This window comes from Pseudoalteromonas sp. PB2-1, assembly GCF_045040605.1.
Taxonomy (GTDB): domain Bacteria; phylum Pseudomonadota; class Gammaproteobacteria; order Enterobacterales; family Alteromonadaceae; genus Pseudoalteromonas; species Pseudoalteromonas arabiensis.
Map to the genome: position 1 here is coordinate 10,681 of NZ_CP090668.1, position 12,615 is coordinate 23,295.

General features: G+C 43.1%; 7 protein-coding genes. 4 read left to right on the top strand and 3 right to left on the bottom strand.

The genetic code is table 11. The annotated features are described in order from the left end of the window. Positions 1 to 478 precede the first annotated feature (478 nt). The 4 genes from L0Z67_RS17030 (at position 479) to L0Z67_RS17045 (ending at position 8,923) form a co-directional block, all read left to right on the top strand. Positions 479 to 3,646, top strand: a complete 3,168-nt coding sequence (locus tag L0Z67_RS17030; protein WP_392353490.1) for a glycosyl hydrolase family 18 protein — start codon at positions 479 to 481, stop codon at positions 3,644 to 3,646. A 54-nt stretch (positions 3,647 to 3,700) separates the two neighbouring features. Continuing rightward, positions 3,701 to 5,299 carry a lytic polysaccharide monooxygenase gene (locus tag L0Z67_RS17035; protein ID WP_392353492.1) on the top strand — a complete coding sequence of 533 codons (1,599 nt, stop codon included), beginning with the start codon at positions 3,701 to 3,703 and terminating at the stop codon, positions 5,297 to 5,299. Positions 5,300 to 5,363: 64 nt separating this feature from the next. After that, positions 5,364 to 7,994 carry a glycosyl hydrolase family 18 protein gene (locus tag L0Z67_RS17040; RefSeq protein WP_392353494.1) on the top strand — a complete coding sequence of 877 codons (2,631 nt, stop codon included), beginning with the start codon at positions 5,364 to 5,366 and terminating at the stop codon, positions 7,992 to 7,994. 161 nt (positions 7,995 to 8,155) lie between these two features. Continuing rightward, on the top strand, positions 8,156 to 8,923 hold the full coding sequence (locus L0Z67_RS17045) for an ABC transporter substrate-binding protein (RefSeq protein WP_062567743.1): 768 nt from the start codon (positions 8,156 to 8,158) through the stop codon (positions 8,921 to 8,923). On the opposite strand, the gene L0Z67_RS17050 is transcribed toward L0Z67_RS17045, so the two are convergent. The 3 genes from L0Z67_RS17050 to L0Z67_RS17060 all read right to left on the bottom strand — a co-directional run bounded on the left by L0Z67_RS17050 (position 8,907) and on the right by L0Z67_RS17060 (position 12,547). Next, complete coding sequence (locus tag L0Z67_RS17050) at positions 8,907 to 10,412, bottom strand: phospholipase effector Tle1 domain-containing protein (protein ID WP_392353496.1); 1,506 nt, start codon at positions 10,410 to 10,412, stop codon at positions 8,907 to 8,909. The genes L0Z67_RS17045 and L0Z67_RS17050 overlap by 17 nt on opposite strands. A gap of 172 nt (positions 10,413 to 10,584) precedes the next feature. Beyond that, entirely contained in the window at positions 10,585 to 11,154 is a 570-nt protein-coding gene (locus L0Z67_RS17055) for a manganese efflux pump MntP family protein (protein WP_392353498.1), read from the bottom strand. Positions 11,155 to 11,242: 88 nt separating this feature from the next. After that, positions 11,243 to 12,547 (bottom strand): NAD(P)/FAD-dependent oxidoreductase, encoded by a 1,305-nt coding sequence (locus L0Z67_RS17060; protein WP_392353500.1) that lies wholly within the window; start codon positions 12,545 to 12,547, stop codon positions 11,243 to 11,245. Positions 12,548 to 12,615 lie beyond the last annotated feature (68 nt).

Below are 12,615 nucleotides of genomic sequence, written 5' to 3' on the forward strand. Positions count from 1 at the left end.
TTGTGATCAAATAGGATTTTTACAGAAAAGCAAACTGACAAGTTTGCTTTTTTTATGCCTTGAATTTGCTTCTTAAACTGAAAAGTGAATAGTGGAGAACAAAAAACACACAATTTTTTATACATTTTTTTCTAAAAACTAGATTATTAGTTATATACCCAAATAAGAAACGTATTTTATTTGCCGTTTTAGCCCGTTTCTCTCTCCATTTAATTCAAAAACCCTGTGTTAATCATCGTTAGCAAGGTTAATTGGTTGTTAACTTTGTGTTCACTTTTTAGTTGTAGAATCCTCTCTCGGTTTCATTAAGAGTAAATGGATTCATTCTTTTTGGTTTGTAACTAAGCATTTTACGCCCAAAAGGATTTGATTTTTACCTTTTATCGGTAATTTTAAGGTTGACCCATTTATTTTTTGTGTTACTTTTAAGTTGGAAATGTAAAATAAATGTTATAACAACCTTGGGCGGAGGGAGCGAATGAGCTCACATCAATTTATAAAAAATGCCTTTAAGCTAAGTGCAATGTCACTTGGATTATATGGCTTTACAGCACAAGCTGCAGTTGATTGCAGTAATCTAGAAGTATGGCAACAAGGACAAACGCACGTTGGCGGTAGCCAAGTTCAGGCTAATAATAATGCCTATGAAGCCAAGTGGTGGACACAGTCAAACCCCGTGGAGAATTCTGGCACGGATCAAGAGTGGCGTTTTTTGGGAGTTTGTGACAGCGTTGTCACTGATAACCAAGCTCCTCAAGTCACTAGCTTAACACCTGCTGATGGTTCTTTATTTAATAGTGGTGACAGCGTTGTCATTGATGCGCAGGCGAGCGATGTCGATGGCAGTGTCGCCAGTGTAGAGTTTTTTGTTGATAATGTTTCGGTTGCCGTTGTGAGTGCACCACCGTATTCAACTAACTGGCAAGCGGTTGCTGGCAGCCATGTTATAAGTGCCGTTGCAACGGACGATTTAGGTTTAGTATCGACTGCTGTCGCTAACACGGTGAGTGTGTCGGGTGTTGTAGACCCAACAAATCAAGCACCCACAGCCAGCATTGAATTTAGTGCTGTACCCAATGAAATTACCGTTGGCTCAGAGCTTGTGTTTGCACTATCTGGCTCCGACAGTGATGGTCAAGTAACAGGACTTAGTTTGTCTGAAAATGGCACCGCTGTTCACCAAGCTAATACTGCATCTTCAAGCTATACATGGCAGGCTACCGCTTTAGGTCAAGTTACTTTCATGTTAACGGTGACAGATAACGAAGGTGCGACTGGCACAGCAACTAAAGTTGTTAATGTTGTTGAAGCAACCCCACCTGGTGCAGATTGTAAACCACAAGGCTTATATCAAACTCCAGGCGTAAATACGCCGTATTGTACTGTGTATGATGCAAATGGTCGTGAAAAAATGGGCGCAGATCACCCACGCCGTGTTATTGGCTACTTCACAAGCTGGCGGAATGGTGCAAATGGTCAACCTAGTTACTTAGTGAACGATATTCCATGGGATAAGATCACGCACATCAACTATGCATTTGCTCATGTTGATGCTAACAACAAGGTATCAATTGGCGACCCTAATGCACCTGGTAACCCTGCCACTAATATGACTTGGCCTGGTGTGTCGGGTGCAGAGATGGATCCAAGCTTTAGTTACTCAGGTCACTTCAATCTTCTCAACAAGTTTAAAAAACAACACCCAGATGTAAAAACACTGATTTCTGTTGGTGGTTGGGCCGAAACTGGTGGTTACTTTGGTGCTGATGGTACACGTGTTAATAGTGGTGGTTTTTACACCATGACAACGAATGCTGATGGTTCAATAAACCAAGCTGGTATTAACGCTTTCGCGAAAAGTGCTGTTGAGTTCATCGAAAAATATGGATTTGATGGTGTTGATATTGATTATGAATACCCTTCATCAATGAATGACTCGGGTCATCCGGATGATTTCCCAATTTCGAATGCACGCCGTGCGGGTCTAAATGCATCGTACCGTGTTCTTATGGAAAAACTCCGTGAAGAACTTGATATTGCTGGTCAAAAAGCGGGTAAGCATTACTTACTAACAATTGCTTCTCCATCTTCAGGCTACTTGTTACGTGGTATGGAAACTTTCCAAAGTGTTAAGTACCTAGATTATGTGAACATTATGTCTTACGACTTACACGGTGCATGGAACTCACACGTGGGTCACAATGCTGCATTGTTTGATACAGGCCTTGATTCAGAGCTCGCGCAATGGGGTGTGTATACAACGGCAGAATTTGAAGGTATTGGTTACTTAAATACAGATTGGGCTGTGCGTTATTTCCGCGGTGCAGTATCTGCGGGTCGTATCAACATTGGTATTCCGTATTATACCCGTGGTTTCAAAGATGTATCTGGCGGTACAAATGGATTATGGGGACAAGCTGCACTACCTGACCAATCTAAATGTGCTAAAGGAACCGGTGTTGGTGAGAAGAACAAATGTGGTAACGGTGCATTAGGTATCGATAACCTGTGGCATGATAAAAATGACGCTGGTGAAGAAATGCCTGCTGGCTCAAACCCACTGTGGCATGCTAAAAATTTAGAAAACGGTATCAACCCGTCTTATCTTGAAATCTATGGTTTAACACCAAGTACAGATCCAAATGATGTATTAACAGGCACTTATACACGTCATTACGACAATGTGGCTGTGGCTCCATGGTTATGGAATGCAGATAAAAAAGTATTCTTATCAATTGAAGATGAGCAATCAATGGCAACCAAAGTTGATTACGTTATCAACAACGGCCTTGGTGGCATCATGTTCTGGGAGCTTGCTGGTGACTTTGATTATGACTCAGCAAAAGGTGAGTACTTCATGGGTTCAAGCCTAACGACACTTGCTTACAATAAGTTTAATCAAAGTGGTGTTGCGTATGACACGCATCAAGGTAACGTTAATTTCACTGTTCCGAGTGAAGCGGTTGATGTCAGCTTTACAGTGAAAGACTTCCCAATTGGTGATGATAACTACCCAATTTCGCCTACATTCTCATTCACAAACAATTCAAATATTGATTTAAGCGGTGCGAAAATCAGTTTTGATGTACCTGTATCAACATCAGCTATTTTCAAATCAAATTGGAATGCTCAAGAAAAGCTGGGTATGGCTGTGGATGTGAATGGCTCGAATGCGGCTGGTAATAACATTGGTGGCTATGAAAATGAGTTCCATCGTTTTTCTATCACGCTTACAAATGAGTGGGGCGGTATCGAAAAAGCCTTCAATACAGGCCAAACCGTAAATGCCCAAGTGATGTATTACATGCCAATTACTGGCCCAAGTAACTTCACGATTGAAAAGGGCGGTAAAACATACGCGTTCAAATATGAGTATCCAATGCTACCAGATGCCGTTCCTGGCACGCCAAATTCAGGCACTGACACAGGCGGTAACACAGGTGGAAATGGTGCGACATGTGAAGGTGTTGATGTAACAAGTATCCCTGTGTATCCAAACTGGCCGCAAACGGATTGGGCAGGTAACCCAACTCATGCTCTAGGCGGCGATCTTATGAATCACAACAATGTGGTTTACGAAGCAAAGTGGTGGACAAGCGCAGAGCCAGGCACAACAGCTGACTGGACAGTGAGTTGCACACTTTAACTCAATAAGCGGAGCAAGGAGATTGCTCCGCGTTTCTACAGCGAGAACACAACAATGAAAATTATTAAATCGAAGGCATTGTCTTTATCGGCAGTGGCAAGCACCATGTTGCTTGGCTTTGCATCAAGCCATGTAAATGCCCACGGATTTTTAGAAAGTCCTAAAGCACGTCAGGCGATTTGTAATGCTGATGGCGGTTATTGGTGGCCTGATGATGGCAGTGGTATTCCAAATCTAGCTTGTCGAGCAGCATTTGTTGAATCAGGGCATGTACAGTTTGTACAAGATATTGAGTTTTCGGCGAATACCGCTGATTACACCAACATTGCCGCGGTAAAACAAAGTGTGCCCGATGGGGCATTATGTGCCGCAGGAGATAGTGCAAAACGAGGTATGGATTTGCCTTCGCCGCATTGGCAACGCAGTGATGTTATTCCGAATGCGAATGGCGATATTTTAGTTCGCTTTTTAGCAAGTACACCACATAACCCTAGCTTCTGGGAGTTTTACTTAACAAAGCCAGGCTTTGATGGGGCAACGCAAGTTTTAACTTGGAATGACTTAGAGCTAGTTGCTGAATACGGCAACCTCGATTTTGTTATTGATGCAAACAATGATCGTTATTACGAAATGAGTGTCTCAATTCCTGCTGGTCGCAGCGGTGATGCAATCTTGTATACACGTTGGCAGCGTGAGGATGCCGGTGGTGAAGGTTTTTATAACTGTAGCGATATTACTATTGTTACTGACGCTGGGCCAACAGATTCAACAAACTGGTCTGCACTCAGTTACTTTGTTCGCCAAGGGCAAGATGCTGTTGTCGGTGGCAATGTTTCTGCGCGTTTGTTTGATGAGGCAGGGCAAGAGTTAGTGACTCAACAAATGCAAATAACCAGCGAAAATCAAGCGAATTGGCAGCAAGCCTTTGCTGAGTTACTCAACCTTAATTACAGTCACCTATTGCAAGTGGGTGTTCAAAGTAGTGATGGCAGTATTGCCTTTAATGCCAACGATGTACTAACAAATCAGGTGTTTGCAACTAATGCAAGCTACAGCTTTGCATTAAGTGTACAAGCTGCACCTGAAAACACAGCCCCCATTGTTCATCAACCCGATGATTTACAAGTTAATGAAAATAGCAGTAAGAAAGTGCATTTGCATGCCTTTGATGATCAACAAAGCACATTAACGTATAGCTGGAATGTACCTGCACCGCTGAGTTTTACAGGTACTGGAGCTGATATCACCATCGTCGCGCCAGAGGTTAATGCCGATACTAGCTACACAGTGACAGCGTCGGTATCAGACGGTGAATTAACCACTCAAACACGTTTTGTTGTGAATGTGCTAGATACCAACACAACACCTACCGAACCAAGCGTACCTGCGTGGGACAGCACGCGCCAATATAACACGGGCGATCAAGTCAGTTTTGGCGGTGGCATATACAGTGCCAAATGGTGGAACCAAGGTGCACAGCCTGACAGCAGTGATGCATGGCAGCTTGAAGCGGGTACAGCATCTGAACAATGGACGAGTGGCAAAGCCTATCAGGGCAGTGCTGAAGTAACCTATCAAGGAAAGCGCTATCGCGCACAATGGTGGACTCAAGGTGATGTACCGAGTGAAAGCCAAGTATGGACAGAAATCTAAAGTTTTGTAGTTCAAACTTTTCAATACAGCGTAAAGCTTAATAAAAATAGATAAAGAGAGAATCATGAATATAAAACAACTAAGCGCAGCCATTGGTGTTGCATTATTCGCAAGTGCAGCAAGTGCTGCTCCTTCAACCCCTGTTCTTAATTGGGAGCCACAAGAATACTCATTTGTTGAGGTGAACTTAGAAGGGACAGGCTCATATAAAAGCCTTGTCAATCGTGTTGAACAAGTGACCATTAATGTACAGTGGAATGCATGGAGTGGTGATGGTGGCGACAGTTATAAAGTGTATTTTGACAATATGCTTGTAAACGAAGGTACGCTTGCAGCGGGTACTAAAAGTGGTGTAATTAGTTTTCCTTATAATAAAGCAGGTCGCCATACTATGTATGTCGAGCTTTGTGAAGGCGGCACGACTTGCGCGCGCAGTGAAGGCAAACCAATTGTTATTGCTGATACCGACGGCGCACATTTAGCGCCATTGCCTATGGATTATGATCCAAACAATAAAAATATTGGTACAAAGCAAGGGTTAGTCACTGGTGCTTACTTTGTTGAGTGGGGCATTTACGGTCGTGATTTCGATGTAACGAATATTCCTGCCCAAAACTTAACGCACATTTTATATGGCTTTATTCCAATTTGTGGTCCGAATGATTCACTGACCGGTGGGCCTAAAAATGCGTTAAATACCGCTTGTACTGGTTCGCAGGATTTTGAAGTGGTTATTCATGATCCATGGGCAGCTGTTCAAAAAGCACTACCGGGTGTTGATGCTAATGATCCAATCCGTGGTACATATTCACAGCTAATGGCACTAAAACAGCGTTATCCTGATTTAAAAATCTTACCATCAGTGGGTGGTTGGACGTTATCAGACCCATTCGCGTATTTCACTAACAAGGCAAATCGTGACACCTTCGTCGCCTCGATGAAAGAGTTCTTAAAAACGTGGAAATTCTACGATGGTGTTGATATCGACTGGGAATTCCCAGGTGGTGACGGCGCAAACCCTAATCTAGGTGACCCTGTCGCTGATGGTCCTGCATATGTTGCATTGATGCAAGAGCTTCGCATCATGCTTGATGAGCTAGAAGCTGAAACTGGCCGTCAATATGAGCTTACTTCTGCAATTGGTGCTGGCTACGATAAAATTGAAGATGTTGATTATCAAGCCGCGAGCCAGTACATGGATTACATCTTTGCCATGACGTATGACTTCTATGGCGCGTGGAGTGGTGTAACAGGTCACCAAACAGCACTTTATTGTGGTACGCATTTCCGCCCTGGTCAGTGTGATGGTACGGGTGTAGATGCTGGTGGTGTTCCTTATAAAGGCCCTGCTTACACAACCGATAACGCAATTCAATTACTGCTTGCGCAAAATGTTCCATCGAAGAAAATTGTTGTTGGTACAGCAATGTATGGCCGTGGTTGGGAAGGTGTTTACCCTGCGGGCACAACCATTGATGGTAATCCAATGACAGCAACAGGATCGGGTCCATTAAAAGGCAGTAACGCACAAGGTGTGTGGGAAGATGGTGTAATCGATTATAAAGGCATTAAAGCACACATGATTGGTGCATCGGGTACGGGTATAAACGGCTTTGAAGTTGGTTATGATGAACAAGCAAAAGGCGCGTATGTTTGGAATCGTTCTACCGGTAAACTCATCACATATGATAGCCCTGCGTCAGTTATCGCAAAAGGTAACTATGTTAACCAACATAACCTAGGTGGTTTATTTGCATGGGAAATCGATGCGGATAACGGTGATATTCTTAATGCAATGCATGAAGGTTTAGGTGGCACCGTTACTGAGCCGACTAACAAAGCACCCGTTGTCTCTGTGTCAGGCTCGGTGACAGTGAATGCAGGTGAAACTGTCTCAATCAGTGCATCAGCAACAGATGCTGATAACGACCCTCTAAGCTTTAGCTGGACTGCCGATAATGCACTTACTGTATCAGGAGCAAATACAAATACACTTGCTATTACAGCACCATCGGTCACTGTTGACACGCGATACATTGCAACAGTAACAGTCACTGATGGCAAAGCAAGTGTAAGCCGTAACGTGACAGTCAATGTCGTTGCGCCTGGTACTGGTGGAAACTCAGCGCCTGTTGTTGCAGCTATTACTGACAAAACAGTTGCCGAAGAGGCAAGCGTAGCCGTCTCAGTTTCTGCAACAGATGCAGATAATGATGCCCTTACTTATAATTGGACTGTACCTGCCGGCCTGACGTTAGTGGGTTCCGGTGCAAATGTGAGTTTGCAAGCGGCCAGTGTTACTGCGGATACAACCTACCCTGTATCGGTTGAGGTAAGCGATGGTCAAGCAGCTACATCAGTCAGCTTCAACGTGACAGTGACAGACTCAGGTACGACTAACCCTCCTGGTAATACAACATGGGATGAAACTGCCATTTATGTGGGTGGTGATACTGTGATGTACAACGGTGTTTTATATACTGCTAAATGGTGGACACAAGGTGATCGTCCAGATCTAGGTGGCGTATGGGAAGCAAGTTCACAGCCTACAGATGCAAATGGTGGTGTTATTTGGCAAGCAGCAGGTACTTACAACAGCGGCGACCAAGTGACTCACCAAGGTACTCAATACGAAGCGAAGTGGTGGACTCAAGGAGATGAGCCAGGCAGCGCTGATGTATGGAAAGCACTTTAAGTGTTTTTTAGCCACATTGGAATGCGTTTCATGATAATGTGATTTCCCTCTAAAGCAGCCGTAAGGCTGCTTTTTTCATGCTTTGACGTTTATTTTGGCCTTTTACTTACTATCAACCATACTTTGATAATGATTAACTATAGCCGCCGATAAGTATATTGATGAAGTTAAAAGTGTGTATTCTGCTTTGTTCGATTTTGCTTTTTACAAAAGCGTTTGGTTGTGAACGCACGTTAAAGGTTGGAATATCTCAGCAATGGGCACCTTATGTACTTATTCGTGATAAAACGTTTTCTGGTATTGATATCCAGATCACTGAGTTTGTATTAAGTAAATCTGGGTTTTGCACACAATTTGTTTCACTCCCGTCTTCAAAGCGTGGCTTTGCTGAACTGCGGTCAGGTAAAGTAGACCTACTTCCCGCCGCAAGTTTTAGTGAGGAACGTGCTCGTTTTAGCTACTTTTCAGAGCCTTATAGAAAAGAGGTGATGCGGTTATTTTGGTATCCCAAAAAAGAATATGCGGCACTTAGTCTAAAAGGATTATTACTTAAAGGTCAGGTTATTTTAATCAACAGTGGTAGCTACTACGGTGAAGAGTTTACAGCGCTTAGCCGAATAAAAATGTTTAAAAATCAAATTATGGCGGTGCCTAAATTGCAACAACGTTTAGGAATGCTACAAGCTAATAGAGTCGATTTTTTTATAGATGATGAGCTTGCCGGTCTTTATCTCATAGGGTCGCTTAAGTTAAAAGGAATTGCGCTTCATGACTATATTATTAACGATAATTGGGTGTCGTTTATGCTTAGTAAAACAACCTTAACAGAGCCTGAGCGTACTAGAATAAACAATACCATCATCACACACCAACAAAGCATCACAGGTTTGATAGCTGAGCATGTTAGAAGCTTTAGCCAAGACGAGTAACACGCAGCTTTATGCGCCCTGCATTTGCCCCATAAAAGCGGTTAAGGTCGTTTGCAAATGGGCAAAATTCACCTGATTTTGCTATACGGATATCGGCACCTTCTGCGATTTCGAAAAGGTGATCATCGTTGTTATCAATCGCGCCAATGAGTGCAAACCATTGTGCGTGCGCTAAACGTCGAAATGGCTCGAGTAATGCCATCGGAATTTCTTTCACGCCCAGCTGTATATTATCGCGATGCCAGCCGCCTGGGCCGCAACTAATACCGTCGTCATACCAAATTTGATCAGGGTAAGGTGTAAAGCGGTAAGTGCCACCTAGCTCTAACATGACACCTGTGTGATTGTATTTTTCAGAACCATACACTAAAACATCCTTGCTTTGGCCAATACTAAGCACAGTCATATTTTGCTTATCAAGCGCAATATGTTGGCATAACCCCTTAAATTTTAGCAGGTTGCCATCGTTATAAAGTACGTTATAGGTTAGGCTTTTAAGTGACTCAGGACGATAGCTTGTTAAGCGGTTGATTCTATGTGCGACAGTATGGTGAATAGTTGGCGGGTGGTCGCTTTGTTCGTTTTCAATAAGTACACAGCATTCACGATCAACGAGTTTGAATAACGGATTGAACCAAAAATAATTTTGTTGATGACTGAGTGCTAGTGGGTCGGGCGTAACGGTGACATCGTCTTGTGCAATTAAGTTTCGATGCGCTTGTGGAAGTAATGCGTTGTAGTTGATGTCTGCGCTGGTTAAAAGGTTTAGTGCAACCGTTTGTTCAATTAACCACTCAATCGCATACCGTAGGCAAATGTCGGCTAAACCGTCACGATAGTAACCACCGCCTACATCGGAGTGGGCACCAGCGAACCATATTTCTTTAACATGAGGCGCTTTATTGATAAGCGTTGGTTCAAAAGCTCTGCGTTTTTCATCAAGTGCAACACAGTGAAGGGCGGCTTTAATATTTGTTGCTAAAGTATAGTTTTCAAAAATCACATGCTCAGCACCACGGGTTGCTTTTGTGACTTTAGAAAACCCTATCGATGCCACAGTATCAAATACACACAAGTAAACATCATCACTAATAAGTGGTTCAAGGCATTTAGCAAAACGCCGTGCTAACGCTGCGCCACGACTAAACCCAGTGAGTAGTACTTTATCGCCAACAGTGTAATAGCTTTTAAAGTCATTAATGGCGCGATTTAAAATACTGGCAACATCATCCCCTCTAGGGGCTAAAGCTTGATTGAAAAGGCGTTTAAAACGACTGCCTTGGGTGCCTATACCTTGATAATAAAAACTAATTTGATCAGGAAATGGGGTTTCTGGCTCATTATTTAGTGCGCCGCCAAATAATAAGTGAAGTTTAAGTATGTTAGAGATACTAGCGTCTTCTTTAAAATGCGCTGCACTAAATTGCTCTGCATCACGAGGTTCGCTGCCAGTGCCATCAAAGTTGAAAATCAGCGTTTTGGGGGTCATAGCGTCATTCCTTTAGTGGTTTGTCATAACATACAAGGCATTTGTTAAAATTTGAAGACAAATTATGCGCGATGGTTATTTTTTATTGGTTTTAGTTTTTGGTGTGCTTTAATGAGCTTGGGCAAGAAGGTTTAGAATCTATGCCCAAAGCTTATTTTGAAGAGCGATTTAATTAAGCGTGAGTATGGCTGTAAAGAATGCCACAACCAATTAAGATAAGTGCTATACCGCCAATGGCTTCGGCTTTTTTGCCTACCCAGCCACTCATTACATTGCCAAGTAGTGAGCCAATTGTCACCATGGTGGTTGTTGCAAGGCCTATCATTGCTGCTGCTAAGTAAATGTTTACTTTCATGAAAGCAAGACTAATACCGACGGTCATAGCATCAATGCTGGTGCCCACAGCCGTGAGTAATGTTGCAATAAAAGAGCGCTTGTTGTTTGGGGCGAGTTCCTCTTCGTTACCGTCATCCTTACGGCTTTCAAGCAACATGTGAACGCCAAGACCAACGAGTAGTACAAACGCAATCCAATGATCAAACGCTTCCACGTAGTCAGCACCGGCACTACCGATAAACCAACCAATAATCGGCGCTATAGCTTCAATACAGCCAAACAGTAATCCGAGTTTAATTGCACTGAGAATACGCGGGGTTTTAAGAGTACAGCCTTTGGTGATAGAAGCCGCAAAAGCATCGGTAGACATTGCAAGCGATAAAACGCTTAGAGTAATAATATTCAATTTTTGCGCCCCACAAAAAGAGCGCATTATACGCTTATGAGCCGTAAACCGATAGGTTAATTTTACAGCCCAATAGTGCCAATGTGATTTAGTGAAGCTTCATCTTCGGCCTTACTACCCGCAGCACTTTTTCACTGATCCACAGTGCAAAGGTTTTAGCGCTGCCGTGAATCGCGCGTTGATGCATTCGATAGAGCGAAATATACATAAAGCGTGCTATTTTTCCTTCAATGAAAAAGCTATTACTGGTTAAGTTACCCATTAAACTGCCGACTGTGCTGTAGCGTGATAAGTTGACTAAAGAACCATGGTCACTGTAGGTAAACGTACTCAAAGGCTGATCTTTTAGCGTGGCAATGAGGTTCTTTTCAACACATTGTGCCATTTGATGAGCTGATTGTGCTCTTGGTGGCACTTGTGTGCCATCTTCTTGAGTAAATGCACAGCAATCACCAATCACAAAAATGTTGTCGTTAACACTACTTTGTAGATATTGGTTCACCTTAATTTGGTTATTGCGAGTAAGTTCAAAGATACCAATGTCTTTAATGAAATCAGGGGCTTTTACACCCGCAGCCCAAACCATAATATCGGCGTTGATATGTTCATCGTTTTTGGTGATAAAGCTGTTTTCTGTGGCTTCTTTTACTTGGGTGCCTTCGCGTACTGTTACTCCTAACTTAACTAGCTCGCGTTTAGCTGAGTTTGCAATGCGCTCGGGTAAAGCGGGCAAAATTCGCGGCCCCGCTTCAATTAAATCAATGTGTAAGCGTTTGGCGGTCATTTTATTAAGGCCATACATTTTTAGCATGTCTGACACATGATAAAGCTCTGCCGACAGCTCAACCCCCGTTGCACCACCACCCACTATGGCAATAGTTAACGAATGCTGTTGGTCGTCATCTTGATGTAAACGGGTGAAGTTATCGAGTAGAGCGTGCTGAAAGCGTTCAGCTTGTTGGTTTGAGTCAAGGTAAAAACAGTGCTTGTTGACTCCAGGCGTGTTGAAGTCGTTGCTGATACTGCCTATGGCAAGTACGAGGTAGTCATAGCTGACTTGGCGCTCAGGTAAAATGCGATGGCCAAGCTCGTCTTTTAACTCGCTTAGGGTAATGGTTTTATTGCTTTGATCTAAGTGGCAAAAGCTGCCGAGTTGAAAATTATAATGGTGTTTTGCTGCATGAGCTGAGTATACAACGCCGTCTAAATCGGCATCAATCGACCCCGTCGCTACTTCATGAAGTAACGGCTTCCAAATATGGCTGCGGTTTTTATCGATTAAAAGTATCTCTGCTTGGCGTTTTTTTCCGAGTTTGTGTCCTAATTGTGTTGCTAGCTCTAAGCCACCAGCGCCACCACCGATAATCACGATTTTAGGAGGTTGGTTAATCATTACGTTGCCCTCAAAAGTATAATACCTAAACACTCTTTAGAAAAAGCGCTTAGGTATTGCAAATCCAT

What these genes read in the sequence shown, in the direction of transcription:
- L0Z67_RS17030 (WP_392353490.1), top strand. Translation starts at nt 479, where the DNA reads ATGAGCTCACATCAATTTATAAAAAATGCCTTTAAGCTAAGTGCAATG.
- L0Z67_RS17040 (WP_392353494.1), top strand. Translation starts at nt 5,364, where the DNA reads ATGAATATAAAACAACTAAGCGCAGCCATTGGTGTTGCATTATTCGCA.
- L0Z67_RS17035 (WP_392353492.1), top strand. Translation starts at nt 3,701, where the DNA reads ATGAAAATTATTAAATCGAAGGCATTGTCTTTATCGGCAGTGGCAAGC.
- L0Z67_RS17060 (WP_392353500.1), bottom strand. Translation starts at nt 12,547, where the DNA reads ATGATTAACCAACCTCCTAAAATCGTGATTATCGGTGGTGGCGCTGGT.
- L0Z67_RS17050 (WP_392353496.1), bottom strand. Translation starts at nt 10,412, where the DNA reads ATGACCCCCAAAACGCTGATTTTCAACTTTGATGGCACTGGCAGCGAA.
- L0Z67_RS17045 (WP_062567743.1), top strand. Translation starts at nt 8,156, where the DNA reads ATGAAGTTAAAAGTGTGTATTCTGCTTTGTTCGATTTTGCTTTTTACA.